Genomic DNA, 26,306 nt, shown 5'->3' on the forward strand with positions numbered 1-26,306 from the left:
AAATGGGCCCACGGCCAATCCGCCGGATTGTCGTGGGCGGCAGCCTGTGTCTGGCGCTGCTGTTCGCCCTGCTCGGGCGTCAGGCCCTGAATGAGCGTGAGGCGCTATGGCAGCTGCAGATGAACAAGCAGGCCGAAGCCCTGCATCTGGCCTTGCTCAGCACACAAAAAGGCTTGCACGAACGCGCACAACTGCTGGCCGAGGCCCTCGCCGCCGACGCCTGGGTAGTGGAACTGGTACGCCAGGCGTACAACACGACAGAGCTCGCCCCGCAGAGCCTGCAAGACATACGCAACCAGCTCTACACCCGCATCGCCCCTCGCTGGCGCAACCTGCAACGTCAGCACGATTTCCGGTTGTTCGTGCACCTGGCGGGCACTGGCCAGGTGCTGCTGCGCGTGCATGAGCCGCAGCGCTATGGCGACACTCGCCGGCTCACTCGACCGCTAGCGGAGGAAAGCCTACGCAAAGGTGTCAGCATGACCGGCGTCAGCTCGACCAGCCAGGGTAATGTCAGCGTGCACGCCATGGCGCCGCTGCAGGTGGAGACGCACGCCGGCTACGAACAGGTGGGCGTTATCGAAGTGGCCATGAGCGTACTCGCCGCGCCCATGGAGCTGGACGAAGAACTGGGTGCCGGCGTCGCCCTGCTATTGCGCTCGAACCAGCTGACCCATGACAGCGAAGAGGCGCTGCGTGGACTGAACAGCGATCCGCAACGCTGGCAGATCGTCAGTTCATCCCGCCCACAGGCCATTCACTGGCAACAGCGTGACGAGCTGCCGGCCCCGGATCAGGCTGACAGCCATAGCCTTCGGGAGGATCAGGGACGCTACTACCTGCTCAGCGCCTACCCTCTGACCGGGCTCACCGACCGACCCGAAGCGCCTGCCAACGCAGCGCTGCTGGCCTGGCGAGACATCACCTCACTTCAGGACGTACATATCAGTGACAAGCGCTGGCTGGTCGGCAAGTGGCTGCTGGCCTGGCTGAGCGCCGAAATCCTGCTGCTGGTTCTGCTACGCGCGACGCGCCACAGCACCCAGCAACTGATGCAACGCCAGCAACGCGCATTGCGAGCCCTGAATGAAATTTCTGCGCTCCCCAGCCTTAGCAGCAAGGATCAGCTGCGCGCAGCGCTGCGCACAGGCACGGAGTACTTTGACCTGCCGATCGGGGTCATCGGCCTGATCGAAGGCGACCGTTACCGGGTGCTGGCGCAGGTCACGCCGGCAGGCGAACTGCAGGACGAGCAGATCTTCGATGTGGACGAAACCTACTGCGGCCTGGCTTATGCGCAAGACGAAGTGCTGAGTATCGAGCACATGGCCTCGTCACCTTATCGCACGCACGCCTGCTACGACCGCTTCGCCCTGGAGAGCTATATCGGCATCGCCATCTGGGTCGATGGTCGACGTGCAGGCACACTGGCGTTCTGCGACCAGCGCATCCACGAACGCGCCTTCGATGACAGCGAGCGAGAGTTCATGCGCCTGTTCGCTCGCTGGGTAGGGGCAACGCTGGAACGAGACCAGCAGGAACAGTCACGTCAGACCCTGCTCGAACGCCTGGCCAGTACGATCGAAGGCACGGATGTCGGCACCTGGGAGTGGAACGTCCAGACTGGCGAGACCGTGTTCAACGAACGCTGGGCGCAGATGCTCGGCTATAGCCTCGAAGAACTGCAGCCTACACGCATGGAAACCTGGCAGCGCCTGTGTCACCCGGATGACCGCGAACCTAGCAAACGCTTGCTGCTGCGTCATTTCGCCGGCGAGGTGGCGTATTACGACAGTCAGATCCGCATGCGCCATCGCGACGGTCACTGGCTGTGGATACAGGTACGTGGACGCCTGTCCAGACGCGACGAACATGGCCGTCCCCTGCTGATGTACGGCACTCATACCGACATCAGTGCGGCGCGTCAGCGTGAAGATGCCGTCGTGGCCGCCAGGGCATTCCTGCAAACCTTGCTGGATTCAGCCACAGGCGTTTCGATCGTCGCCACCGACCCCAATGGCCTGATCACGCTGTTCAATTCCGGCGCCGAGCGGCTGCTGGGCTACCGCAGCGAAGAAGTGGTCGGGAAAATGACCCCTGAACGCTTCCACCTGCCACACGAGATCGAAGCACGAGCCAAAGAGCTCAGTCTTAACAGTGAAAGCCCGGTCGCTGGCTTCGAGGTGTTCATCCATAACACCCGCGACGGTGAACCAGAAACCCATCAATGGACCTACCGCCACAAGGATGGCAGCGAGCGCAGAGTCAATCTCACCGCCAACGCCATCATCGACGCCGCCGGTGAAACCATAGGCTTTCTCGGCGTAGCCAGTGACATCACCCCACTGCAGCAAGCCACCAGGGCCTTGCAACAGAGCGAGAGCCGCTTCCGTGGTCTGGTCGCCAACCTGCCTGGCGTGGTTTATCGCTGCGCCAACGACAGCGGCTGGAGCATGCGCTATATCAGCGACGAAATCTTCAGCCTCACCGGCTACCCGCCAAGCGACTTCATCGAAAACCGCGTACGCAGCTTCTCCAGCATCATCCATCCGGACGACCTACCGATCACCTACCGGGCCAACGACAGCATCGTGTGCCAGGAAACCTTCGAGCTGACCTACCGCCTGCGCCACGCCGATGGCCACAGCGTCTGGGTACGCGAAAAGGGCCGCGGCGAGTACGACACACAAGGCCGTCTGCTTTGGGTCGACGGTTTCATCTGGGACATCAGCGAGCGCAAGGTCATCGAAGACCAGTTGCGCCTGAGTCAGCAGCGCTTTCGCAATGCCTTCAACACCGCGCCACTGGGCATGGCTCTGGTGGCCCCGGACGGCCGCTGGCTGGAAGTCAACGACGAGTTGTGCCGCATGTTCGGCTATGGCCGCGAGGAGCTGCTGGGCAATGACTTCATGGGCATCTCCCATCCGGATGACCTGGATGCCGATCTGCACAACCTCGAAGACCTGATCGCCGGGCGCATCAGTGCCTACCAGATGGAGAAACGCTATGTGGACAAACAGGGACACGTGATCTGGGGTCTGCTGAGTGTCTCTCTGGTGCGTGACGGCGAAGGCAACCCCGTACACTTCGTATCGCAGATCCAGGACTTCAGCGACCGCGTCGCGGCCGAGCGGGCGGTACGTGAACGCGAGCACTACCTGAGTACCCTGCTCGACAATGTCGTTGACGCCATCGTCACCCTTGACGAGCAAGGCCACATCGAAACATTCAACCATGCTGCCGAACGCATTTTCGGCCATTGCCAGGCCGATGTTGCGGGGCAGAACATCGCCATGCTGATTCCCGACATGGCGGATGAACTGGGACAGCAGGACACGCTGATCAATCGGCTGCGCGAACTGGAAGGTATGCGTCACAGCGGCGAGCGCTTCCCCGTGGAACTGGCCATGTCGCAGATCAGTCACCAGGGACAGCTGCGCTTCATCGCCGTGATCCACGATATCGCCGAACGCAAGCGCATCGAACAGATGAAGAACGAGTTCGTCTCCACCGTGAGCCATGAACTGCGTACGCCGCTGACGGCCATCGCAGGCTCGCTGGGGCTGATCAACGGCGGTGCACTGGGCCCGGTGCCTGACGCAATGGGGCCGATGTTGAGTATCGCGCAGGCCAACAGCCAGCGCCTGAGTGAGCTGATCAACGACCTGCTGGATATGGAGAAGCTGGTCGCCGGCAAGATGCACTTCGACCTCCAACGCAGAGCGCTGTTGCCGCTATTGGAGCAGGCACTGCTGCACAACCAGCCCTACGCCGATCAGCACCAGGTCCGCCTGGCCCTGCACGCGCAGAGCAGAGCCGAAGTCAGGGTCGATGCGCAGCGCATGGGGCAGGTACTGGCCAACCTGCTCTCCAATGCTGCCAAGTTCTCGCCAGCGGGTGCCGAGGTACGGGTAACGCTGGAGGAAGTCGGCGCTCAGTTGCGCGTCAGTGTCAGCGATCAGGGGCCGGGCATCCCTACGGCATTTCGCTCGCGCATCTTCGCCAAGTTCTCCCAGGCCGACTCCGGCGATACCCGCCAGAAAGGCGGTACCGGCCTCGGCCTGGCGATCTGCAAGGAGATGATCGAACGCATGCACGGCCGTATCGGCTTCGACTCGGTACCGGGCCAGGGCGCGACATTCTGGTTCGAGCTGCCACGCGCGGACGAGGACGACACATGAATACGTTCGCAGCGCTGGCCGAGATGGACCAAGCTGTACCACACTGCTGATAACAGCCAACCACCGGGTACCGCCTATGACTGAGCTCAAGCGCATCCTGCATGTCGAGGACGATCCTTCGATCCAGGCCGTGGCCAAGGTGGCCCTGGAGGCCGTTGGCGGCTTTCAGGTACTGACCTGCTCCAGTGGCCAGGACGCACTCGATCAGGTTCAGGGCTTCGCGCCGGACTTCATTCTGCTGGATGTGATGATGCCGGGCATGGACGGCCCGAAAACCCTGGAGCTGCTGGGCCAACTGGTCAACACCGAGCAGATTCCCGTCGCCTTCATGACCGCCAAGGTGCAGCCCGATGAGGTCGCTCACTACCGCAGCCTGGGTGCCGACGGCGTGATCATCAAACCGTTCGACCCCATGCAGCTCGCCGCCCAGGTCCGGGCGATCTGGAGCCAGCGCCATGGATAAGACCGAGGGCAGCGCCGTGCCGCTTGCGCTGCAGCAGCATCTGCAGCAGCTCAGCCAGCAATTCAGCGAGCGCCTGCGCCAGGAGCTGCCCCACCTGGCGCAACTGGCCGGGCAACTGCCGGATGCCGACGAAGCCGAGCGCCAGCGTCTTTTGCAGGAGCTGCGCCATCAGCTGCATCGCCTGGCCGGTAGCGCCGGCACCTTCGGCTTTACTCAGTTGGGCCAGCAGGCGCGCGAGCTGGAGCAACATGCCGAGCGCTGGATGGAGCGCCAGTTACGCCAACAGCAAGGTCTCGGCGAGCTGGTAACGGCGCTGCAGACACTCGACGCACAGGCCATCACCAGCGACGCCGCCAGCGAGCCAGCGAACAAAGCACGTAAGGCGCCACGCCAGGAGGACGACAGCCGCACCATCTACATCCTTGAGAGCGAGTCTGCTGCCGGCGAAAACATGCGGCAGACGCTGAGCAACTTCGGCTATAGGGCCGAGCACTTCAACTCCATGGCCGGACTCGACGCAGCACTGCAGCAGCAGATGCCCGATGCACTGATCATCGACGCCAAGCTACGCGGTGAAACCAGCAGCGGCCTGGAATACGCCAGCCAGTTGCAGGCGCGCCTGGACGAGCCGCTGCCGCTGCTGGTGCTCACCGATCAGCAGGACGACTTCACCACCCAGCTGCAGGCGGTGCGGGCCGGCGCCATGGGACTGTTCAGCAAACCCGTGGACATTCCTCAACTGGAAAGCCGGCTGGAGCGCTGCTTCTCTCAGCAGAGCGGCGAACCCTATCGCGTGCTGATCGCAGACGACGATCATGACCTGGCCAGCCGCTACAGCCTGGTGCTGCGCGACGCCGGCATGCTGGTAGAAATATTGAGTGAACCGGCGCGAATCTTCAGCCACCTGCGCGACTTCAATCCGGAAGTGGTGCTGCTCGATGTCAGCATGCCGGACTGCAACGGGCCGGAGCTGGCGCAGATCATCCGCTGCAACGACGACTGGCTGCGCATCCCGATCATCTATCTGTCGGCGGAAACCGATATCGGCAAACAGATGAATGCGTTGATCAAGGCCGGCGACGACTTCATCACCAAGCCCATCTCCGACAACGCCCTGGTCGCCACGGTATTTTCCCGTGCCCAGCGTGCGCGGCTGCTGTCCATCGCCCTGGCCCGCGACAGCCTGACCGGCCTGCTCAAGCACGCCGATATCAAGGAACAGGTGGCCATCGAAGTGGAACGTTCACTGCGCAGCGGCGATCGCACCAGTGTGGTGATGCTGGACATCGACCACTTCAAGCAGGTCAACGATGACCATGGCCATGCTGCCGGCGACAACGTCATTCGTGCGCTGGCCAACCTGCTACGCCAGCGCCTGCGCCGCGTCGACAGCCTGGGCCGTTACGGAGGTGAAGAGTTTCTTGCGGTACTGCCCGATTGCACGCCAGAGCAGGCGCGCCTGATCGTCGACGAGATTCGCCAACGCTTCGCCGAGCTGCGCTTCATCGCCGACGGCGGGGAGTTTTCCGTGACGCTGAGCGCAGGCATTGCCGGCACCGACGTCAACAGCGACGCCGAGCAACTGCGCGAACGCGCGGACAAGGCGCTATACGCCGCCAAGCACGGCGGGCGTAATCAGGTGCAGATAGCAGCGTCGGAAGAGCATCGCGGCTGAAGCCGCTCCCACGAGGTAAGGTGTAGGAGCGGCTTCAGCCGCGATAGGTCATTCATAAAGGCTACGGCGGAGCGTCACCGCCAATGCCACCCCGATCACGCCTCGGCGCGCTGCATCATCTTGCGCTGGCGCCACTCCATGAAGGTCTTCAACAACAACGTCAGCAGCGCCATGCAGGCCAGCAGGCCAGCAGCGGTGAAGGCGGCGGCCGGTTTGTAGTCGTTATTGAGCTGATCGACCAGCAACGGCAAGGTCAGGGTCTGGTTGATGATGGTGCCGGACACCACCGACACCGCACCGAACTCGCCTACCGCACGGGCGTTGGTCACCACCACGCCGTACAGCAGCGCCCATTTGATCTTCGGCAGGCTGATGCGGCGGAAGATCTGCCAACCGCTGGCGCCCAGACACATGGCGGCAGTCTCCTCGTCCTGGCCTTGCGCCTGCATCACAGGAATCAGGATGCGTGCCACGTAGGGCGCGGTGACGAACACCGTCACCATGACGATGCCCGGCCAGGCGAACATCAGTTGCATGCCGTTATCGTAGAACCAGCGGCCGATGAAGCTCTCCAGACCGTACACCACCAGATAGCAGAGACCGGCGACCACCGGCGATACCGCGTAGGGGATGTCGATCAGTGTGGTCAGCAGCTTGCGCCCGCGGAAGTCGTAGTGCGTCACGCACCAGGCCAGGCAAATGCCGAAACACAGGTTCAGCGGTACGGTGATGGCCGCGACGAACAGGGTCAGGCCAATGGCATGCAGCATGTAGTCTTCGCCCAGGTTGCTCCACAGCAACTCCAGGCCACCGGCCAGTGCCTTGGTGAAGATCAGCGCCAGCGGAACCAGCAGAATCAACGCCACCACTGCCAGGCCGGACACTACCAGCGCCCACTGGCGCCAATCTTGAGGTTTTTTCATCGACCTTGCCGTTGCCATGCGAACAGACGACCCTGCACGACCTGCAGAATGAACAGAAGCGTCAGCGACGCCAGCAGAATCACCGAGGCGATGGCTGCAGCCGCCGGATAGTTGAACTCCTGCAGACGGACGAAAATCATCAGCGAGCTGACCTCCGTCTTGTAGGGAATGTTGCCGGCAATCATGATCACCGCGCCGAACTCACCGAGGCTGCGGATGAAGGCCTGCGAACCGCCAGTGACCAGCGCCGGCGTCAGGGTCGGCAGCACCACGTGGCGGAACGTCTGCAGGCGGCTGGCGCCCAGGGTGCGCGCGGCCTCCTCGTACTCCGCGCCGAGGTCCTGCAACACCGGCTGCACGGTGCGCACGACGAAGGGAATGCTGGTGAAGACCATGGCCACGATGATACCGGCATAGGCATAGGCCACCTTGAAACCGAGCCACTGACCAATCCAGCCATTGGGCACCAGCAGCGCGGCGAGGGTCAGGCCGGCCACCGAGGTAGGCAAGGCAAACGGCAGATCTACCAGCGCATCGACGATACGCCGGCCGGGGAAGTCGTAACGGGTGATGATCCAGGCCAGCAGCAGACCGATCGCCAATACCGCCAGCGTCGAGAAGAAGGCCGCGGAGATGGTCACCTTGTAGGTCTGCACCACGCGCGGATCGCTGATCGCGAACCAGTACTGCGCCCAGGTCATGTCGCTGACGTACAGCAACAGCGCCGACAGCGGCAGCAGGATGACCAGCGACAGGTACAGCACGCTGACCCCAAAGCTCAGGCCAAAGCCCGGCAGCAGCGGAGTCTGCAGAAAGAACAACGTCGGTTTACTCACGAAAAAGCTCGGCTCTACAAATGCAGTTGGCCGCCAAGAAGGCGGCCAACGGACCTGAAAATCGGCTATCGAGGGCGAGTATCAACGACCCTCAGCCAGGAGTTGGTCAAGAATACCACCGTTGTCGAAATGCTTGGCGGTGATGTCATCCCAGCTGCCCAGCACCTCGTTGGGGTTGATCAGGCGCACCGGAGCGAACTGAGCCTTGGTCGCCTCGACCACTTCCGGGTTGTGCACGCGGTAGTTGTAGGTGGTCAGCAGTTGCTGGATGTCCTTGCTGTACTGGAAGTCGAGGAAGGCCTTGGCCTGCTCGCGGGTGCCGCGCTCGTCAGCCACCTTGTCGACGATGGCCACCGGGAACTCGGCCAGCACGCTGACCTCCGGCACCACGATTTCCAGGTTGGCGGACTTGAACTCATCACCCTTGGCGATGTTGATCACTTCCGATTCGAAGGTCAGCAGCACATCGCCCTGACCGTTCTGAGCGAAGGCCACGGTGGCACCACGACCGCCGGTGGGGAAGTTCTCGACGTTATGCAGCACCTTGCTGACGAATGCCTTGATCTTCGCTTCGTCACCCTTGAATTTCTCGTTGGCGAACAGCCAGGCCGCCAGATAGCTGTAGCGGGCATTGCCGGAGGTTTTCGGGTTGGGGAACACCAGCTTGACGTCATCACGGATCAGGTCGTCCCAGCCCTTGATGTTCTTCGGGTTGCCCTCACGCACCAGGAAGGCGGTGGTGCTGTAGTACGGCGAGCTGTTGTTGGGGAACTGTTGGGCCCAGTCTTCGCGCAGCAAGCCACGCTTGGCCAGGATGTCCACGTCGGTCACCTGGTTGAAGGTCACCACGTCGACCTTCTTGCCCTGGATGATGTCCTGCGCCTGGCGCGAGGTACCGGCAAAGGACTGGATGATCTTCACGTCCTTACCGGACTTCTCTTTCCAGTACTCGACGAACTTGGGGTTGATCTCACCGAACAGCTCGCGGGCGATGTCGTAAGAGGCGTTGTGGAAAGGGGTGTCAGCCGCCGCGTGGCTCAGCGATGCGCTCAGCAGGGTGGCGCTGGCCACGGTGGCCAGAACGATTTTCTTCAGCATGTACGCTTTCCTTATCGAGAGGGGAACCTGCAGGCAGGCATTTTGATGGCTCGATTCTGCAGAAAAGTCATATAGCTGAAAAATATCTTTTTCTTATCGGCTTATAACTTATCTGAGCCACCCAGTACCGCAGGCGTGGGCGATTGGCCGACAAGGATAAGGCATGTTTTCCGCCCAGGCGAACCGCCAGGCGCACGACAAGACGAGCGCCTGGGGCGGCCGTTCGGCTCAGAGCTTGGCGATGGACACCTCGGTGGACTTCACGAAGGCGATCACTTCACTGCCCACCTGCAACTCCAGCTCGCGTACCGAGCGCGTGGTGATGACCGATGTGACAATGCCGGCAGCGGTCTGGACGTCGATTTCCGACAGCACGTCGCCGAGCACGATTTCCTTGATGGTGCCCTTGAACTGGTTACGTACGTTGATGGCTTTGATGGTCATGGGTACAACTCCTTACGGGTAGCCCGGATGCAATCCGGGGCGTGGATGACCCGGATTGCATCCGGGCTACGGGTTCAAAGCGCCCAGCGCAGTTGCGTGGGCAGAGGTGATACAGGATCAGGCGGTATCGGCAGTTCCGGCTGTGCCAGCACGCGGTCGAGCACACGCGCCTCCAGCGCAGCCAGCAGTGGCGAAGCTCGCGGGCGAGGGCGAATCAGTTGCACGTCAAGGTCGAGGCCGATCTGTCCGTCCTCGATGAGAATCACCCGGTCCGCCACGGCCACCGCCTCGGCAACGTCGTGGGTCACCAGCAGCACAGTGAAGCCATGCTGCTGCCACAGGCGCTCGATCAGTTGCTGCATCTCGATGCGAGTCAGCGCATCGAGCGCCCCCAGCGGCTCGTCGAGCAACAGCAGACGCGGCCGATGAATCAGCGCACGAGCCAGCGCCACACGCTGCTTCTGCCCGCCGGACAACGCTGCCGGCCATTCGTTGGCGCGATCCGCAAGGCCAACCGCCGCCAGCGCCTCTTCGGCCTGCGCGCGCCAGTTGCCGGAAAGGCCCAGGCCGACGTTGTCGATCACCCGTTTCCAGGGCAGCAGGCGCGAGTCCTGGAACATCAGGCGGATATCCTCGCGCACCGCATTGAGCGAGCCGCTGCCCGCCAGCAGTTGCCCGCCGGAGGGCTGGTCCAGCCCGGCCAGCAGCCGCAGCAGCGTGCTCTTGCCACAACCACTGCGGCCGACCACCGCAACGAACTGACCGGCCGGAATATGCAAGTCGATGCCTTTGAGGACCTGACGCTCACCAAAGGATTTCTCGATTTTCTCGATGGCCAGCGGAACACCCTGATGAATGTTGTGCAACGCGGTCATTGGCCACCCGCCTTGGCCTGATAGGCCGGATGCCAGCGCAACCAAACGCGCTCGAGGCCACGCGCCGCGACATCGGCCAGCTTGCCGAGCACCGCGTAAAGCAGGATCGCCAGGACCACCACATCGGTCTGCAGGAACTCACGGGCGTTCATCGCCAGATAACCAATGCCACTGCTGGCCGAGATGGTTTCGGCGACGATCAGCGTCAGCCACATGAAACCAAGGGCGAAACGCACACCGACCAGGATCGACGGTAGCGCGCCGGGCAGGATCACCTGACGAAACAGGGCGAAGCCGGACAGACCATAGCTGCGCGCCATCTCCACCAGTGCCGGGTCGACATTGCGAATACCGTGGTAGGTGTTCAGGTAGATCGGGAACAGCGTGCCAAGCGCGACCAGAAACACCTTGGCCGCCTCGTCAATGCCGAACCAGAGAATCACCAGCGGGATCAGCGCCAGATGCGGCACGTTGCGGATCATCTGCACCGAACTGTCGAGAAAGCGTTCGCCCCATTTCGACAGACCGGTGACGAACCCCAGGAGCAGCCCGATACCGCCGCCGATGATGAAGCCGATGGCCGCACGCTGGCCGCTGATCGCCAGATGCTGCCAGATCTCGCCGGACGACAGCAGCGCCCAGCCAGCTGCGATCACGGCGCTGGGTGCCGGCAGAATGCGGCTGGACAGCAAGCCGCTGCTGACCGACAGCTGCCAGGCCGCCAGCAGCGCCAGCGGCAGAGCCCAGGGCGCGGCGCGCAGGGCCAGTTTGTTGAGTGTCGTGTTGCTCATGCTTGCCTCGAAGAATCCTGTGTTGCTGTCCCGGATTGCATCCGGGCTAATGACTGAAAAAGCGCCTCGTCCATGAAATGGAAAACCGGAGAAACATCGATCCGTAGGGTGCGCCGTGCGCACCAATGGGAGCGCTGGCAATCGCGGTGCGCGCAGCGCACCCTACGATTCGGGCTACATCCTCTCCCTCAACTCGCCGACGCGGCCTTCGGCAGAATGTCGCTGGAGATCATTTCGCCGAACGGGCTGACATAACCGCGGCTCTCCGGACGCTGCGGTTGAGCTACGTCCAGATGCGGGAACAGCAGTTCAGCAACGCGATACGACTCTTCCAGATGCGGGTAGCCGGAGAAGACAAAGGTGTCGATACCCAGCTCCGCGTACTCCCTGACCCGTGCCGCCACGGTCGGGCCATCGCCGACCAGCGCCGTTCCTGCACCGCCACGTACCAGGCCAACTCCGGCCCAGAGGTTGGGCGCGACCTCCAGGTTGTCGCGGCTGCCGCCGTGCAACGCCGCCATGCGCTGCTGGCCCACCGAGTCGAAACGCGCCAGTGACGCCTGAGCACGGTCGATGGTGTCCTGGTCGAGGTGGCTGATCAGGCGATCCGCCGCCGCCCATGCCTCCTCATTGGTCTCGCGCACGATCACGTGCAGACGAATCCCGAAACGCACCTCGCGCCCCTGCCTGGCGGCCTTCTCACGCACCTGAGCGATCTTCTCCGCGACGGCGGCCGGCGGCTCACCCCAGGTCAGGTACAGCTCGACCTGCTCGGCAGCCAGATCCTGCGCTGCTTCGGAAGAGCCACCGAAGTACAACGGCGGACGCGGCTGTTGCAGTGGCGGATAGAGCAGCTTGGCGCCCTTGACCTGGATGTGCTTGCCCTCGTAGTCGACAGTTTCGCCTTCCAGCACACGGCGCCAGATCCGCGTGAACTCGACGGAAGCCTCGTAACGCTCGGCATGCGACAGGTGCAGCCCGTCCCCGGCCAGCTCGTCCGGGTCGCCGCCGGTCACCAGGTTGAACAGCGCACGACCACCCGACAGGCGATCCAGCGTCGCGGCCTGGCGCGCCGCCACGGTTGGCGAAATGATCCCGGGCCGCAGCGCGACGAGAAACTTCAGATGCTGCGTGACCGGGATCAGCGAAGCGGCCACCAGCCAGGAATCCTCGCAGGAACGCCCGGTAGGGATCAGCACGCCACCATAACCAAGGCGGTCGGCAGCCTGGGCGACCTGCGCCAGGTAACCGTGGTCGACCGCGCGCGCCCCTTCGGCGGTGCCCAGGTACTTGCCATCGCCATGAGTAGGCAGGAACCAGAAGATATTGAGGCTCACGGAGTTGTCTCCTTGCTGGGAAATCATCGATATGGCCCGGGCTACCCAGGCCACGTAATTACTGGGCCTGGGCCACTTTTGCGGGTGGACTCCAGATCACGTCCCTGATGCTCAGCTGCTTGGGAATCAGCTTCAGCTCGGTGAAGGTGTCGGCGATCTTCTGTTGCGCCTCGACCACCTGCGGGGTGATGAACTGCGCACCGTAGCCCTGGCGCTCGACGGCCTGACGGGTGATCTCCGGCGACAGGCCGATCAGCGGTGCGACCTCGCGGGTGGCCTCATCGAGATTGCCCTGGACCCACTCACCAACGCCGCGAATTTCCTCGACCAGCACCCCGACTACCTGCGGGTGCTTCTCGGCGAAACTGCGGGTCGCCAGGTAGAACTGGTGGTTGTCGACCAGGCCGCTGCCGTCACGCAGGGTGCGCGCCTGCAGCTGCTTTTCTGCGGCAGACTGGAACGGGTCCCAGATCACCCAGGCGTCGACACTGCCGCGCTCGAACGCGGCGCGGGCGTCTGCTGGCGGCAGATAAACCGGTTGAATGTCAGCGTAGGTGAGGCCAGCATCCTCCAGTGCGCGCACCAGCAGATAGTGCACGTTGGAGCCCTTGTTCAGGGCGACCTTCTTGCCCTTGAGCTCGGCCACCGACTGCAGCGGCGAATCCTTCGCCACCAGAATCGCCTCGCCGGTCGGCGCCGGTGGCTCGTGGGCGACATAGAGCAGATCGGCGCCCGCCGCCTGGGCGAAGACCGGCGGTGTTTCACCGGTAACGCCAAAGTCCACGGAGCCGACGTTGAGACCTTCGAGCAACTGCGGGCCGCCAGGGAACTCGGTCCATTTGACATCCACGCCCTGCTCCGCCAGGCGTTTCTCCAGCGTGCCCCTGGCCTTGAGCAGCACCAGGGTGCCGTACTTCTGATAACCGATACGCAGCGTCTCGGCTTGTGCGTGAGTGATGGCGCCGAAGGAAATGGCCGCAGCAAACAGGGCGACCAGACTCCGACGCAAAGTGCTGGCGCCCATGGCGACCTCCTTTGCAAATCGAGTGTGGGCCTGCTTGCCCGTTAGCGGGCGAGTAAGGCGGGGGAATCAGATACTCCAGCGGGCGTTCACCAGCCGGTCGTTCAACAGCTTCGGGTCAATCGGTTTTGGCCGTCGTGCCAGGGCCGCGACCAGTTGTTCCAGTGCCTCGTCGAGACGTTCGCGCAGCTCATCGTCGATCTGCGCCGGACGCTCGGCCTCCGGGTAGGTGATCTGCTTGTCCACAGCGAACACGCCGGAGAGCATTTCCTGCGCCTTGAGCGCCGCCAGTACCGGCTTCAGCGCATAGTCCACCGCCAGTAGATGAGCCGGGCTGCCGCCACTGGCCAGAGGCAATACCACTTTGTGCGCCAGGGCGCGCTCCGGCAGCAGGTCCAGCAGCACCTTCAACGCGCCAGTGAACGAAGCCTTGTACACCGGCGTGCCGACCACCAGGCCATCGGCACTGGCCACTGCAGACTGCAGATGCTCAATCGCCGGACTGTCAAAACGCGCGTGCAACAGGTCCTCGGCCGGAAAGTCGCGCACCCGCAGCAGCGTCACCTCGATCTGCTGCGCCTCCAGGCGTTGGCGCACATGATCCAGCAACAACTCGGTGCGCGAACGCGCTGCAGGGCTGCCGGACAGCAACACGACATGCATGGTGATTCCTTATTTATTCGGTTGCGGGGTCAGACGCAGATAGGGTTTGACCGCGCGATAGCCTTTGGGGAAGCGCTGCTTGAGCTCAGCCTCATCCTTCAGCGACGGCACGATCACCACTTCATCGCCGTCCTGCCAGTTGGCCGGTGTGGCCACCTTGTAGTTGTCCGTCAGTTGCAGCGAATCGACGACACGCAGGATCTCGTTGAAATTACGCCCGGTGCTCGCCGGATAGGTGATGGTCAGGCGTACCTTCTTGTTCGGATCGATGACGAACAGCGAGCGCACGGTGAGCGTGTCGTTGGCGTTCGGATGGATCAGGTCGTAGAGATCGGACACCTTGCGGTCGGCGTCGGCGATGATCGGGAAGTTGACCGCAGTGTTCTGCGTCTCGTTGATGTCGTCGATCCACTTCAGGTGCGAGTCCACCGGGTCGACCGACAGGGCAATGGCCTTGACGCCGCGCTTGGCGAACTCATCCTTGAGCTTGGCGGTGAAGCCCAGCTCGGTGGTGCACACCGGGGTGAAATCAGCCGGGTGAGAGAAGAGGATGCCCCAGCTGTCGCCCAGCCATTCATGAAAACGAATGCGGCCTTCACTGGAATCCTGCTCGAAATCGGGGGCGATGTCGCCCAGGCGGATACTCATGGTCGTGCTCCTTGGCAGTGACTTGCGTGGCGCTCACTATGCTCAGGAAAAAACCAAAACAAAAAGAATAAATAATGATTTATTTATAACCAAAAAGTCGTTCAGAATCAGCTGCCACCGACCGCCCGTCGTCCATCATCAGCCGAAGCAGAGCAGCCGCCAGACGAAACCTGCATGGCTATTGGCCTGGCAGCGCTAAGCCAACAGCTGCACTGCCAAACCCACCAATGCACAAGCCACCAGCGTTTCGATCACCCCACGCTTGAAGCCCAGCAACGCCACGCCCGCAGCGAGGGCAATCAACGCCGACAGCCAATCGAACGTGCCAGCGAAGCCCTGCGGCCAGAGCACGTGATACGCGAAGAACAGCGCCAGATTGATGATCACCCCGACCACGGCGGCGGTGATACCGGTCAGCGGCGCGGTGAATTTGAGCTCACCGTGGGTCGACTCCACCAGTGGCCCGCCGGCGAGGATGAACAAAAACGACGGCAAAAAGGTGAACCAAGTGACCAGCAGAGCCGCCAACGCGCCACTGGCGAAAGCCGAGTCGCTACCGAACAGCGGCTGAGCGTAGGCACCGACGAAGGCAACGAAGGCCACCAGCATGATCAGCGGCCCTGGCGTGCTCTCGCCCAACGCAAGGCCATCGATCATCTGCCTTGGTGTCAGCCAGGCGTAATGTTCGATGGCCCCCTGGTACACGTAGGGCAACACCGCGTAGGCGCCACCGAAGGTCAGCAGCGCCGCCTTGGTGAAGAACCAACCCATCTGCGTCAGCGTGCCCTGCCAGCCGAATGCCAGGGTCAGCAGAGTCATGGGCAGCAGCCAGAGTAGCGCGCCAAGCAGCAGGATCAGCACCAGTCGGCCAGAACGAAAGTGCGTATGGGCCAGGCGCGTATCGTCATCGATCAACGCCGGCGCATGCGCCTCGCCCGCCTCGGCATGACTGCCGCCGACCGCGAAGTGCTGCGGCGCCAGACGTCCGCCGAGATACCCCAGCAGCGCTGCGCCCAGCACGATCAAAGGGAACGGCAGTTGCAACACGAATATGGCCACGAACGCCGCCGCCGCGATGGCCCACAGCCAGGCGTTCTTCAGCACCCGCCCACCGATGCGCCAAGCGGCCTGCACTACGATGGCCGTAACCGCCGGCTTGATGCCGTAGAGCACACCCGCCACCAGTGGCACATCGCCAAACGCCAGGTAAACCCAGGACAGCACGATCAGGATCAGCAGCGACGGCAGCACGAACAAGGCACCCGCAATTACCCCGCCCCAGGTGCGGTGCATCAGCCAGCCGATATAGGTGGCCAACTGCTGCGCCTCAGGCCCGGGCAGCAACATGCAGTAGTTCAGCGCATGCAGAAAGCGCCGCTCGGACAACCAACGGCGCTTCTCCACCAACTCCTGATGCATGATCGAAATCTGCCCGGCCGGCCCACCAAAACTGATCAGCCCCAACTTCAACCAGAACCAGAAGGCCTGCAGCAGGCTGACCGGGGCATCACGCTCAGGCAAATCGGACATCGGCAGGCTCCCGCAATCGGCGAATCGACCGACCACTATAGGCGCGAAAGATGACAGACAGGCGAACCCGCCTGAAAAATCACCAGTTCCGCGCAGCCCTTGTACTAGCTGGCCTGGCGGACTTTTCCCGCATCTTATCCACAGCACTTTCCCCAGTTTCTGTGCATGACACCTAGCAACACGCCAGCAGCCTGTCTCGCTATTGATAATTCCACGCAAGTCATTGATTGCTTGAGATATACCCCTTCGCGATAACGCCGGAAATTCGTCATTGCACAAAAAACGAGCGGTAACGTAAGAGGCGCTTGAATGCTAAGCGCAGAAGGCTTTTGCAAAGGTTATCCACAGCGCAATCAACAGAATCTGTGGGTGATGCGAGAGCTGTCTGGTAACGCCTGACCACGCTGAATGCTACCCAAGTGGCGTTCTGACTTGTTCAGCATGGACAACAGCGTCGCCCCTGGAATAGCTTCCGCCACGGACTTGCAGGGCCCTGACCTGCCACCATCGCCGCCACGGGGCTCCCTCCCCTCGCTAAACCGCAATACGACAAGGAATAGCGCATGGCATGCTGACACGGCCATGCGCTATCAGCGCCAGTCGATAGACCACAAGGAAGACCATGCGCATTGCTTTGCTTCTGTTATCCGCCCTGCTGAGCAGCTGTACGCTTTACGACCGGCTAGGCAACAAGCCCTACCTATTCCCGACTGAGGCTGAGCCTTCCGCCGAGGTCACCGTGAATTTCAACGAACGCTCGTGGTTCGACATTTTCAACATGGATGCCAACGGATGTTTCGCCGGAACATCGACGCTTGGCTCGTCCGGGTCGAGCGTAAAGATCCACGCCGATACACAGACCTTCATGGCATTGAACAGACGCCATGGAAACTCGTTTTGCCAGGTCATTTTCTCCTTCTCCCCCGAGAGCAACGCCCGATATCGCTTCACTCAGGGGACTCATGTCGAGAACGCACCAGGCATTCTTGGCGTCCTGTCGGGGCCGGCCCTCTACTGCACGGTGACAGGCGAAAAAATTCTGCCATCCGGAAAGACAGAAGCACTCACGCTCAAGAAAATGAACCTGCGTCCTTCCGGGTTTGCCTGCCTGCGCATGAGAGAAATCGCTCAATAAAGAAACGGACTTGTTGCCGAAGCCAAAGCGCTTGACCGACAGAGCGAAACAACCGAGCAAGCAGGAGCAGTGTATTTGGAAGAGCTAGCCGAAGGGGCATTGAAAGGCGTTTTGCGGTTACTCGGCCTGTGCATACGCGTGTTGATCTGGCTTATGTGTGAGTTCCTCTTTGAAGAAGTGGCCTGGTACATAGGCTGGCCCATCTGTCGCCTGGTTACGTTCAACTCACGCCCTGGCGAGCGCATCACGGAATCAGACCAGGCTTCAGGGATGACCCAGTTCATGGTGTCCATGACGGGACTGGTCTCACTCTTGGCGTTAGGCGCGTGCATTGCTCAGCTGACGGGATAGAGCGCCGCGGCAAGCGAGTGACATGGTCGAGTAGAAGGCTGACAGCGGATTGCCGCGTCTACGCAGCACAAGGTGAGCCGAAAAGATGGCAGAAGACAAAAAATCACCAGTCCCGCACAGCCCTTCTACCTTCTGCCCTGGACGTCTTTTCCCTCATCTTATCCACAGCACTTTCCCCAGATTTTGTGCATGAAGCACAGGCACAGGGCCGCCATCTGCCAGATGACTGAGCAGTCTGTACAAGTTATTGATTCATTGAGATATCGCGACTGGCGATAGCGCCTTCCAGGTGTCATCGGGCAAAAACTGAGCGACCTCGACCACGCCGCGCAGACACTGACTGGAACGCGCTTTTGCGCAGTTTACCCACAGGGCTGCCAACAGATTGTGTGAGCAGAGTGGAGCGCAAACCATGCACCCCACTCTGCAGGACAGGCGATTACTTCAAACGCGGCTGCACGATGATCTTCACTGCCGATTCATTGTTGTGAATCAGGGTGTCGAAGCCCTTGGCGACCAGGTCGTCGAGTTGAATACGCTGAGTGATGAAAGGTTCGAGGTCGATCTTGCCCTCCTCGACCAGCTTGATGGTTTCCGCATGGTCGTTGCAGTAGGCAATGGTGCCGCGCACGTCCAGTTCCTTCATCACCACGCTGTGAACGTTGATGGTGGCCGGATGGCTCCAGATCGACACGATCACCACTACACCTGTGGGCTTGGTCGCGGCGACCAGGGCATCCATCACCTTGTTCACGCTGGTGCACTCGAAGGCCACATCCACACCTTTGCCGCCGGTGAGCGCCATCACCTGCTCGACCACATCCACCTGCGACGGGTCGAGAATGTGATCGGCAACGCCGGACTCGCGGGCCTTCTCTTTGCGCTTGGCACTCAGCTCGGTGATGATCACGCTGAGGCCCTTGGCCTTGAGGATCGCCGCCAGCAGCAGACCAATCGGCCCGGCGCCACCGACCAGCGCCACGTCGCCAGCCTTGGCGCCACTGCGCACAAAGGCGTGGTGACCGACCGAAAGCGGTTCGATCAGAGCGGCCTGATCCAGAGGGATCTTGTCGGAAATCGGGTGAACCCAACGACGTTTGACGGCGATCTTTTCCGACAGGCCGCCGCCATGGCCGCCCAGACCGATGAAGTTCATGTCCTTGGACAGGTGATAGCGCTCCCCCGGCCCGGTGGGTACGTCATCGGCAATGATATAGGGCTCGACCACCACGTGCTGGCCGACCTTGATGTCGTCAACGCCCTCACCCACCGCGTAGACCACGCCGGAGAACTCATGGCCCATCGTGACGGGCGCCGACTCGCCGGAAATCGGATGCGGATGGCCGCAGGGTGGAATGAAGATCGGCCCTTCCATGAACTCGTGCAGGTCGGTGCCGCAGATGCCGCACCAGGCCACTTCGATACCCACGGTACCGGGTTTGACGACAGGCTCTGGGATGTCCTCGATACGAATATCGCCCCGGTCGTAAAAACGTGCTGCTTTCATGCTTCAACCTCCATGGTCACTTTGAGTCGACTCATACATCCTGCAGGAAATACGCAAGACCATGGCTGAAGCTTACGCGCGCAAAAGTTACAGCGAATTGCGCCACATCATGGCAATCGGGAACGGTGAGTACTGCTGCTCAATGGGACCCGCGGGCAATGCTCGCGAATTGCATCCGCCGGCGCACACAACGCGGACAAAAAAACGGGCCTTGCGGCCCGAAAGTACTCCACCTTGAAGAGTCCGTTTACAACGCATGTGACTGGTACAGTTCGGTCAGTGCCTCCCCCCGCAGATACGCCAGCTCAGCGGAACGACGGTCACGCGGTCGCGCCAACGGCACAGCCAGCTCCCGCTGCAGGCGACTCGGAGAGCCGCCGAGGATCAGCACCCGGTCACTCAGATAGAACGCTTCCTCCAGATCGTGGGTGACCAGCAGCACGGCTATCTCGTAGCGCGCCCCAAGCTCCACAACCAGGTCCTGCAGTTTCATGCGGGTAAAGGCATCGACCGCACTGAAGGGTTCGTCGAGCAGCAACACCTGCGGTTTGCCGTACAGCGCACGGGCGATGGCCACGCGCTGCGCCTGACCGCCGGAGAGGTGCTTGGGTAGCGCCTGGCCACGCCCCCGCAGGCCGACATCACAGAGCAGTTGTTCTACCCAGGACTCATCCGCCACCCAGCCATCGGCAAAGCCGACGTTTTGCGCCACGCTCAGCCAGGGCATCAGCCGGGGCTCCTGAAACACCACGCCGATGCCGTTGCCACGGCCGAAGTTGAGCAGCGGGTTGAGCTCCAGTCCGCCCTGATAATCCTGATCCAGCCCGGCGGCAATACGTAGCAAGGTGCTCTTGCCGCAACCGGAGGGGCCGAGCAGGCTGACCACTTCGCCAGCGGCCAGGCTCAGGCTGACGTCGTCGAGCACGCGGACATCAGCGAAGGCCTTGTGGATATTCTGCAGTTTCAGCAGCGCACTCATGCTCCGCCCTCCCCGCCCTGGAAGCTGTCGCGCCAACGCAGAGCACGGGTTTCCCAGGCCTTGAGCAGGCTGTCGCTGAGCTTGCCAAGCAGCGCCAGCAGCAGGATGGCGGCGATCACCAGATCAGGCCGCGAGGTTTCCCGGCCGTCGCTGAGCAGATAGCCGAGACCCCGAGTCGCAGCGATCAGTTCTGCGGCAACGAGGAACATCCAGCTCAAGCTGAGCGCGCCACGCAGACCGGTGAACAGACTCGGCAGCGCCGCAGGCAGGAGAATCCTGCGCACCAGCGCCAACGGAGAAAGGCCATAGAGACGACCTACCTCCACCAATTTGCGATCGATGTTGCGGATGCCCGCGAGCAACGCCAGGTACACCGGAAAGAACGCGCCAAGGGCGATCAACACGATCTTCGGCGTTTCATCGATACCCAGCCAGAGCAACAGCAGCGGCACCCAGGCCAGACTGGGAATCGCACGCAGGGCCTGGAAGGTGGGCTCCAGATAAGCCTCGGCGCGCCGGCTAAGCCCGACCCAGGTACCGATGACGATGGCCAGCGCGACACCTATGGCAAAACCGCCGCCCACGCGGAGCAGGCTGGCACTCAGGTGACGCCACAGCTCCCCGCTCTGCGCCAGTGCGTAAAGTGTTTGCGCCACCTGGCTCGGCGCGGGCATCTGGTGCGCAGGTAGAACACCGCTGCGCACCAAGGTTTCCAGCAGGCTCAGCAACAACAAGGGCACTACCCAACCGCGCAAGTCGGTCAGTGCCGGCCGCCAGCCTGGCAGCCGTTCAGCCCAACGGCCGATGGCGAGATTGAGCACACCCATAGGTCAGTTCTCCGCCTTGGCCACATTCGACTGACCAATCACCTTGGCAGCGAGTTGCGGCTGGATAAGTTGCTCAACCACCTGAGCCACATCCGTCCCTGGGCGCACCAGTTGCTCCTCGAGCAGAATCGGCGCTGATGCCTGCAAGGCCGCGATATGTTCTTGCCCCGGCTGTGGATTGCTGAAGTCGGTACGCGACAACTGCAACTTGGCCACCGCCAGCGGCAGCTTGGCTTCGTCGGCCAATAACTGCGCCAAATCGTCCGGGTTGGCGATGGCCCACTGACGCGCCTGCTCATAGGCCCCAATAACCTGCTGAATGAGCCCCGGCTGGTCCTTGGCAAACTGCTCGGTGACACTGAGCACGCTGTAGCTGTTGAAGTCACGATTGCGGTATAGCAAGCGCGAGCCCGCTTGCAGCTCGCTGGCCGCCATCAGTGGGTCAAGCCCGGCCCAGGCCTGTACGTCACCTCGCTCCAGCGCGACGCGCCCATCCGGGTGTTGCAGATGGACGATTTCCACATCGTTCTTGTCCAGTCCGGCCTGCTGCAGACTCTGCAGCAGGAACAGGAACGGATCAGTACCCTTGGTGGCGGCAACCTTCTTGCCCTTGAGCTCTGCCAGCGACTGGATGGACGAGTCCTTGGGTACCACCAGCGCCGTCCACTCCGGGCGGCTGGCGACGTAGACGGTGTTGATCGGCGCGCCATTGGCGCGGCTGAGCACAGCAGCCAGGCCGGCTGTGGAAGCGAAATCGGTACTACCACCGTTGAGGTATTCCAACGAGCGGTTGCTGCCCTGGCTGAACACCCATTTGACGCTGATACCCTGCGGCGCGAGGGCTTTCTCCAGCAGTCCCTGCTGCTTGAGCACCAGGCTGGTAGGGGCATAGTAGGCATAGTCCAGCCGAACTTCTTTCGGCGGCGCGGCGTGTACAGCGGTTGGCAACCAGGCGGCGAAAAGTGCCGCCAGGCCGAGGCGCAAGGCGTGTTTCTTCATGATCATCTCCTCATGGAAATTACTGCCTTCCGGCCCGTTGACGGGCCGGTCAGGAGATGTGCGGGGCAGTGCTTACAGCAGCGGCAAGCTGTAGGTCACGTAGAGGCGGTTCTCGTCCAGGTCGGTGGCCGTGGTGCTGGAACGGAAACTGGCGTTGCGCCAGGAGAACCCCAGCCCCTTCAGTGCGCCGTCCTGCAGCGTGTAATCCAGGCGTATGTCACGCTCCCATTCCTTGTCTTCGCCCTGGGCCTTGTCGATGTTGTCGCCCGACAGGTACACCAGCGATGCCTTCAGGCCTGGCACACCCAGCTTGCCGAAGTCATAGGCATACCCCGCCAGCCAGGTGCGCTCGCCCGCATTCTGGAACTTGCCGATCTGGCGGTCGGTGATCAGGTAGGACGTCGAGCCGTCACCCTGATCCAGGAAGGGAAAGGCACTGTCGCCCGATACCTGCTGGTAGCCGGCACTCAGCTCGTGACCACTGTGGCTGTATGTGAACAACGCGCTCCAGGTGCGGTTATCCACCTCGCCCGTCTTGCTGTCGCCCGCTCGCCAGTAACCATTGCTGCGGTATCCCTCGGCACGGCCGGAGGCGCTGCCGTTCTTGCCGTCGGAGTCGCTGTAGAAATAGCGCAGGTCGGTCTTCAGGTTGCCACCGCCGAGGCCCCAGTTGTGCACCAGCCCCAGGAAGTGCTGTTTGTAGAAGTCCTCAAGGTTGCCGTAGTAGTACTGCGCGGTCAGGTCCTTGCTGAGCTTGTAGTCGCCGCCGGCGAAGTAGAACGTGTTGACGAACTGACCGGTCGTGGCGTTGTTGGCGCCGGCGATGGACAGACCGCGGGAGTCGGTGGAGCTACGGCCCTTGGCATGTTCGAGCTGGCCGGCGGTCAGGGTCAGGCCGTCGATCTCGTTACTGGTGATCTGCCCACCCTCGAACAGCTGTGGCAACAGACGCCCATCGTTGAAGCTCACCACCGGCAGCTTCGGCTGCAGGGTGCCGATGCGCAGCTCGGTCTTGGAGATACGCGCCTTGGCCGTCACGCCCGCCTTGCTGTAATCGTCCACCGCGCTGTTGTCGCCATCCAGCGGGAACAACTGCCCCGGATTGCGCTCACGCCCCACCTTGTCGGTGCGGCCACCGGAGTCCAGCTTGACCCCCAGCAGGCCAATGGCATCCACCCCAAAGCCTACGGTGCCTTCGGTGAATCCGGACTGGAAATTGAGGATGAAGCCCTGGCCCCACTCGGCGACCTCGGCATTGTTGTTGTCGGTGTTCTTGGCGTTACGGTCGAAATAGAGGTTACGCAGGGTCAGGTCGACCTTGCTGTCTTCGATGAATCCGGCGGCGCTCGCTTCTGTGGCCAGGGCGGCCAGGGCGACGGCCAGCGCCAGGTTGGACTTGTTCATGCTCGATGCTCCAGGTGCTGTGTGGCTGTTATGGGCTGGGCACTGCACAGGGGCTCGGCGGACGACCGACACGACGAAACGGCATGAGAGCCCCTGATTCGGGCCCGATGCGGTGGTCCGCTGTCGGCTGGTGGCTAATCTACGAGACGATGGATAATCTCTAAAAAGAATTATTTTTTACTTTGTAGTAACTAAATTGCATATAAGACGTGTCGCGTGACGACACCTAAGCTAATTCCTAAAAATTATTTATTGGATATTTTTTATATCGATTAGCTTCTCTTCACCGGATCACCGGACTTCTTTCCCTGAACACTGAAGTACGCGTGGTCCGCCTCTGTCCATGGCTGGCACGTGTCCGCATCGAGAGCCCGCCATGTCCCAGACACACTCCAGACGCAGCACCCTGATCGCCGTTTCCCTGGCCGTTGGCCTGCTCGCGGCGCCACTGGTCGACGCAGCCGAACAGCTGCGCATCGGCTACCAGAAATCCTCCACGCTGATCAGCCTGCTGAAGAGCCAGGGCACGCTGGAAAAAGCCCTGGCCGAGCAGGATATCCAGGTCAGCTGGCACGAATTCCCCAATGGCCAGCCACTGCTGGAAGCACTCAACGTCGGCAATATCGATCTCTCTGCCGATGTCGCCGACACCGTGCCGGTGTTCGCCCAGGCCGCTGGCGCCGACCTCGCCTACTTCGCCCAGGAAGCCCCCTCACCCAGCGCGCAGGCGATTCTGGTGCGCGAGGATTCGCCGATCAGAACCCTGGCCGACCTCAAGGGCAAGAAGATCGCCGTGACCAAAGCAGCCGGTGTGCATTACCTACTGATTGCTGCGCTGCAGCAGGCCGGTCTGAAATTCAGCGATATCGAGCCGGCCTATCTGACCCCGGCCGACGGTCGCGCCGCCTTCGAAAACCGCAAGGTCGATGCATGGGTCACCTGGGAGCCCTTCCTCAGTGGCGCCCAGCAACAACTGCCGACACGCATCCTCGCTGACGGCAAGGGCCTGGCCGACTACCAACGCTACTATCTGACCAGCGCCAGCTTCGCCAGGAATCATCCACAGGTCCTGCAGAGCGTGTTCGCCGAACTGGTGAAAGCCGGTGACTGGCTGCGCGCCAACCCCAGCCAGGCCGCAGCGATACTCGGCCCGCTGTGGGGCAACCTCGACCCGGCCATCGTCGAGCAGGCCAATGCCAAACGCAGCTACCAGGTACGCCTGGTGCAGCCAGCAAGCCTGGCCGAGCAGCAGAAGATCGCCGACGCCTTCTTCGCCGCCAGTCTGCTACCCAAGGCGGTCGACGCCAGCCAGGTAACCATCTGGAGCGCCGCACAATGAGCGTCGAAGCCCGCCTGCACCCGAGCCTGCGTGACGATCCGCTGTTTGCCGCGCACCTGTTCCCCGTGGATTTCGGCAACCGCACGGCCAAGGTCGAACGCCTGGCCAGGCGTCTGGCGGCCAGTGCGGTGGAACGGGACCGAGCCGGTGGCAGCGCGCAGGCAGAACGCGAGCTGCTGCGTGAGAGCGGCCTGCTGCCCCTGGCCGTGCCGCAGCAATACGGTGGCCCTGGCGTGGCCTGGCCAGAGATCTATCGCATCGTGCGCTACCTGGCGGCGGCGGACAGCTCGCTGGCCCACCTGTTTGCCTTCCAACACCTGCAGGTGGCGACCATCCTGCTGTTCGGCAACCCTGAACAGCAGCGTCACTGGCTGACGCGCACGGTGCAGGAGCGCTGGTTCTGGGGTAACGCCACCAACGGTCGCGACACCGGTCTTGCGCTCAGTCCGCGTGAAGAACACTACGAGCTCAATGGCAGCAAGTCGTTCTGCTCCGGCGCACTCGGCGCCGATGCGCTGGTGGTCAGCGCCCCGCGCGGCAAGAACCAGGACGACCGGGTATTCATCGTCGTGCCCAGTCAGCGCGAGGGGTTGGCGGTAAACAGCGACTGGGACGGCTTCGGCCAGCGCCAGACCGACAGCGGCACGGTGCAGTTCGAGCAGGTCTTCGTCGATGCCAGCGAGCTACTCGGCCCGGTCGGCCCCAGCCCGCGCACCACCTTGCGCGCCTGCCTGTCGCAGCTGATCCTCACCCAGCTCTACCTGGGCAACGCCCAGGGCGCACTGGATGCGGCGCTGCGCTATACCCGCGAACAAAGTCGCCCATGGCCGACGGCGGGCGTGGCCAAGGCCAGTGACGACCCATTCATCCAGCAACGCTACGGGGAGCTGTGGCTACGCTATCGCAGCGCCCTGCCGCTGGCCGAACACGCTGCGCAGCGCCTGCAAGCAGCCTGGGAGAAACCGGCGCTGACCGCCGCCGAGCGTGCCGAAGTGGCACTGGCCATCAGCGAAGCGAAGGTGGTGGCGGTACGTGCCGCACTGGACATCACCAGCCAGATCTTCGAGGCCATGGGCGCCCGCGCGACCAGCTCGCGCTATGGCTTCGACCGATTCTGGCGTAACGTGCGGGTGCACAGCCTGCACGACCCGATCGACTACAAGGTGCGCGACCTCGGCCACTGGCTGCTCAGCGGCCAGGGCCCGCAAGCGTCGCTGTACAGCTGACCGGGGCACGCCATATACCAGCAGGGGCAGTGGGAGGGCTTTCGCCGCGATCTT

Annotated in this window: 22 protein-coding genes; 6 read left to right on the forward strand and 16 right to left on the reverse strand. The window is 62.3% G+C overall.

The window, feature by feature from the left end; genetic code table 11:
- Positions 1–2 precede the first annotated feature (2 nt).
- From ACJRW5_RS21070 to ACJRW5_RS21080, 3 genes are all read left to right on the forward strand, one after another.
- On the forward strand, positions 3–4,181 hold the full coding sequence (locus ACJRW5_RS21070) for a PAS domain S-box protein (protein WP_484572557.1): 4,179 nt from the start codon (positions 3–5) through the stop codon (positions 4,179–4,181).
- Between the two features lie 76 nt (positions 4,182–4,257).
- Complete coding sequence (locus tag ACJRW5_RS21075; protein ID WP_484572443.1) at positions 4,258–4,644, forward strand: response regulator; 387 nt, start codon at positions 4,258–4,260, stop codon at positions 4,642–4,644.
- The gene (locus ACJRW5_RS21080) at positions 4,637–6,319 is read left to right on the forward strand and encodes a diguanylate cyclase domain-containing protein (RefSeq protein ID WP_484572444.1); all 1,683 of its coding nucleotides are present in this window, start codon (positions 4,637–4,639) and stop codon (positions 6,317–6,319) included. Before ACJRW5_RS21075 ends, ACJRW5_RS21080 begins: the two co-directional genes overlap by 8 nt.
- Positions 6,320–6,414: 95 nt before the next feature.
- On the opposite strand, the gene cysW is transcribed toward ACJRW5_RS21080, so the two are convergent.
- From cysW to chrA, 11 genes are all read right to left on the reverse strand, one after another.
- Positions 6,415–7,242, reverse strand: a complete 828-nt coding sequence (cysW, locus tag ACJRW5_RS21085) for a sulfate ABC transporter permease subunit CysW (RefSeq protein ID WP_484572445.1) — start codon at positions 7,240–7,242, stop codon at positions 6,415–6,417.
- Positions 7,239–8,078, reverse strand: a complete 840-nt coding sequence (cysT, locus tag ACJRW5_RS21090) for a sulfate ABC transporter permease subunit CysT (RefSeq protein ID WP_484572446.1) — start codon at positions 8,076–8,078, stop codon at positions 7,239–7,241. Before cysT ends, cysW begins: the two co-directional genes overlap by 4 nt.
- An 81-nt stretch (positions 8,079–8,159) precedes the next feature.
- Positions 8,160–9,176, reverse strand: a complete 1,017-nt coding sequence (cysP, locus tag ACJRW5_RS21095; RefSeq protein WP_484572447.1) for a thiosulfate ABC transporter substrate-binding protein CysP — start codon at positions 9,174–9,176, stop codon at positions 8,160–8,162.
- A gap of 228 nt (positions 9,177–9,404) precedes the next feature.
- On the reverse strand, positions 9,405–9,620 hold the full coding sequence (locus tag ACJRW5_RS21100) for a TOBE domain-containing protein (protein ID WP_484572448.1): 216 nt from the start codon (positions 9,618–9,620) through the stop codon (positions 9,405–9,407).
- Between the two features lie 74 nt (positions 9,621–9,694).
- Positions 9,695–10,495 carry an aliphatic sulfonates ABC transporter ATP-binding protein gene (gene ssuB / locus ACJRW5_RS21105; protein ID WP_484572449.1) on the reverse strand — a complete coding sequence of 267 codons (801 nt, stop codon included), beginning with the start codon at positions 10,493–10,495 and terminating at the stop codon, positions 9,695–9,697.
- A complete protein-coding gene (gene ssuC / locus ACJRW5_RS21110) occupies positions 10,492–11,286 on the reverse strand; it encodes an aliphatic sulfonate ABC transporter permease SsuC (RefSeq protein WP_484572450.1) in 795 nt (264 codons plus the stop codon). The genes ssuB and ssuC overlap by 4 nt, the downstream gene beginning before the upstream one ends.
- 188 nt (positions 11,287–11,474) lie before the next feature.
- On the reverse strand, positions 11,475–12,623 hold the full coding sequence (gene ssuD / locus ACJRW5_RS21115; protein WP_484572451.1) for an FMNH2-dependent alkanesulfonate monooxygenase: 1,149 nt from the start codon (positions 12,621–12,623) through the stop codon (positions 11,475–11,477).
- A gap of 58 nt (positions 12,624–12,681) precedes the next feature.
- Positions 12,682–13,647 carry a sulfonate ABC transporter substrate-binding protein gene (locus ACJRW5_RS21120; RefSeq protein ID WP_484572452.1) on the reverse strand — a complete coding sequence of 322 codons (966 nt, stop codon included), beginning with the start codon at positions 13,645–13,647 and terminating at the stop codon, positions 12,682–12,684.
- A 66-nt stretch (positions 13,648–13,713) separates the two neighbouring features.
- Positions 13,714–14,307 carry an NADPH-dependent FMN reductase gene (ssuE, locus tag ACJRW5_RS21125; RefSeq protein ID WP_484572453.1) on the reverse strand — a complete coding sequence of 198 codons (594 nt, stop codon included), beginning with the start codon at positions 14,305–14,307 and terminating at the stop codon, positions 13,714–13,716.
- A 9-nt stretch (positions 14,308–14,316) separates the two neighbouring features.
- Positions 14,317–14,955, reverse strand: coding sequence for a peroxiredoxin (locus tag ACJRW5_RS21130; RefSeq protein WP_484572454.1), 639 nt, complete (start codon positions 14,953–14,955; stop codon positions 14,317–14,319).
- 195 nt (positions 14,956–15,150) lie between these two features.
- Positions 15,151–16,485, reverse strand: a complete 1,335-nt coding sequence (chrA, locus tag ACJRW5_RS21135) for a chromate efflux transporter (RefSeq protein ID WP_484572455.1) — start codon at positions 16,483–16,485, stop codon at positions 15,151–15,153.
- A gap of 622 nt (positions 16,486–17,107) precedes the next feature.
- Between chrA and ACJRW5_RS21140 the strand changes: the two genes are divergently transcribed.
- Positions 17,108–17,620: a hypothetical protein gene (locus ACJRW5_RS21140; protein WP_484572456.1), complete on the forward strand. Its 513-nt coding sequence runs from the start codon at positions 17,108–17,110 to the stop codon at positions 17,618–17,620.
- Positions 17,621–18,410: 790 nt separating this feature from the next.
- Here the strand turns inward: ACJRW5_RS21140 and ACJRW5_RS21145 are convergent.
- From ACJRW5_RS21145 to ACJRW5_RS21165, 5 genes are all read right to left on the reverse strand, one after another.
- Positions 18,411–19,478 carry a 2,3-butanediol dehydrogenase gene (locus ACJRW5_RS21145; protein ID WP_484572457.1) on the reverse strand — a complete coding sequence of 356 codons (1,068 nt, stop codon included), beginning with the start codon at positions 19,476–19,478 and terminating at the stop codon, positions 18,411–18,413.
- A gap of 247 nt (positions 19,479–19,725) precedes the next feature.
- Positions 19,726–20,457, reverse strand: a complete 732-nt coding sequence (locus tag ACJRW5_RS21150) for an ABC transporter ATP-binding protein (RefSeq protein ID WP_484572458.1) — start codon at positions 20,455–20,457, stop codon at positions 19,726–19,728.
- Entirely contained in the window at positions 20,454–21,284 is an 831-nt protein-coding gene (locus ACJRW5_RS21155) for an ABC transporter permease (protein ID WP_484572459.1), read from the reverse strand. Before ACJRW5_RS21155 ends, ACJRW5_RS21150 begins: the two co-directional genes overlap by 4 nt.
- Before the next feature lie 3 nt (positions 21,285–21,287).
- Positions 21,288–22,283 carry an aliphatic sulfonate ABC transporter substrate-binding protein gene (locus ACJRW5_RS21160; protein WP_484572460.1) on the reverse strand — a complete coding sequence of 332 codons (996 nt, stop codon included), beginning with the start codon at positions 22,281–22,283 and terminating at the stop codon, positions 21,288–21,290.
- 72 nt (positions 22,284–22,355) lie between these two features.
- Positions 22,356–23,687 (reverse strand): OprD family porin, encoded by a 1,332-nt coding sequence (locus ACJRW5_RS21165; protein ID WP_484572461.1) that lies wholly within the window; start codon positions 23,685–23,687, stop codon positions 22,356–22,358.
- Positions 23,688–24,063: 376 nt separating this feature from the next.
- Between ACJRW5_RS21165 and ACJRW5_RS21170 the strand changes: the two genes are divergently transcribed.
- The gene (locus ACJRW5_RS21170) at positions 24,064–25,026 is read left to right on the forward strand and encodes an aliphatic sulfonate ABC transporter substrate-binding protein (RefSeq protein WP_484572462.1); all 963 of its coding nucleotides are present in this window, start codon (positions 24,064–24,066) and stop codon (positions 25,024–25,026) included.
- Positions 25,023–26,252 carry an acyl-CoA dehydrogenase family protein gene (locus ACJRW5_RS21175; protein WP_484572463.1) on the forward strand — a complete coding sequence of 410 codons (1,230 nt, stop codon included), beginning with the start codon at positions 25,023–25,025 and terminating at the stop codon, positions 26,250–26,252. The genes ACJRW5_RS21170 and ACJRW5_RS21175 overlap by 4 nt, the downstream gene beginning before the upstream one ends.
- Positions 26,253–26,306: the final 54 nt, after the last annotated feature.

Origin of the sequence: Pseudomonas pichavaramensis, from assembly GCF_050473265.1 — a bacterium.
Lineage (GTDB): Bacteria > Pseudomonadota > Gammaproteobacteria > Pseudomonadales > Pseudomonadaceae > Aquipseudomonas.

Excerpts from the sequence above, each read along its gene's own strand:
- ACJRW5_RS21070 (WP_484572557.1), top strand. The coding sequence starts at position 3 with ATGGGCCCACGGCCAATCCGCCGGATTGTCGTGGGCGGCAGCCTGTGT.
- ACJRW5_RS21075 (WP_484572443.1), top strand. The coding sequence starts at position 4,258 with ATGACTGAGCTCAAGCGCATCCTGCATGTCGAGGACGATCCTTCGATC.
- ACJRW5_RS21080 (WP_484572444.1), top strand. The coding sequence starts at position 4,637 with ATGGATAAGACCGAGGGCAGCGCCGTGCCGCTTGCGCTGCAGCAGCAT.
- cysW (WP_484572445.1), bottom strand. The coding sequence starts at position 7,242 with ATGAAAAAACCTCAAGATTGGCGCCAGTGGGCGCTGGTAGTGTCCGGC.
- cysP (WP_484572447.1), bottom strand. The coding sequence starts at position 9,176 with ATGCTGAAGAAAATCGTTCTGGCCACCGTGGCCAGCGCCACCCTGCTG.
- ACJRW5_RS21100 (WP_484572448.1), bottom strand. The coding sequence starts at position 9,620 with ATGACCATCAAAGCCATCAACGTACGTAACCAGTTCAAGGGCACCATC.
- ssuB (WP_484572449.1), bottom strand. The coding sequence starts at position 10,495 with ATGACCGCGTTGCACAACATTCATCAGGGTGTTCCGCTGGCCATCGAG.
- ssuC (WP_484572450.1), bottom strand. The coding sequence starts at position 11,286 with ATGAGCAACACGACACTCAACAAACTGGCCCTGCGCGCCGCGCCCTGG.
- ACJRW5_RS21120 (WP_484572452.1), bottom strand. The coding sequence starts at position 13,647 with ATGGGCGCCAGCACTTTGCGTCGGAGTCTGGTCGCCCTGTTTGCTGCG.
- ssuE (WP_484572453.1), bottom strand. The coding sequence starts at position 14,307 with ATGCATGTCGTGTTGCTGTCCGGCAGCCCTGCAGCGCGTTCGCGCACC.
- ACJRW5_RS21130 (WP_484572454.1), bottom strand. The coding sequence starts at position 14,955 with ATGAGTATCCGCCTGGGCGACATCGCCCCCGATTTCGAGCAGGATTCC.
- chrA (WP_484572455.1), bottom strand. The coding sequence starts at position 16,485 with ATGTCCGATTTGCCTGAGCGTGATGCCCCGGTCAGCCTGCTGCAGGCC.
- ACJRW5_RS21140 (WP_484572456.1), top strand. The coding sequence starts at position 17,108 with ATGCGCATTGCTTTGCTTCTGTTATCCGCCCTGCTGAGCAGCTGTACG.
- ACJRW5_RS21145 (WP_484572457.1), bottom strand. The coding sequence starts at position 19,478 with ATGAAAGCAGCACGTTTTTACGACCGGGGCGATATTCGTATCGAGGAC.
- ACJRW5_RS21150 (WP_484572458.1), bottom strand. The coding sequence starts at position 20,457 with ATGAGTGCGCTGCTGAAACTGCAGAATATCCACAAGGCCTTCGCTGAT.
- ACJRW5_RS21155 (WP_484572459.1), bottom strand. The coding sequence starts at position 21,284 with ATGGGTGTGCTCAATCTCGCCATCGGCCGTTGGGCTGAACGGCTGCCA.
- ACJRW5_RS21160 (WP_484572460.1), bottom strand. The coding sequence starts at position 22,283 with ATGAAGAAACACGCCTTGCGCCTCGGCCTGGCGGCACTTTTCGCCGCC.
- ACJRW5_RS21165 (WP_484572461.1), bottom strand. The coding sequence starts at position 23,687 with ATGAACAAGTCCAACCTGGCGCTGGCCGTCGCCCTGGCCGCCCTGGCC.
- ACJRW5_RS21170 (WP_484572462.1), top strand. The coding sequence starts at position 24,064 with ATGTCCCAGACACACTCCAGACGCAGCACCCTGATCGCCGTTTCCCTG.
- ACJRW5_RS21175 (WP_484572463.1), top strand. The coding sequence starts at position 25,023 with ATGAGCGTCGAAGCCCGCCTGCACCCGAGCCTGCGTGACGATCCGCTG.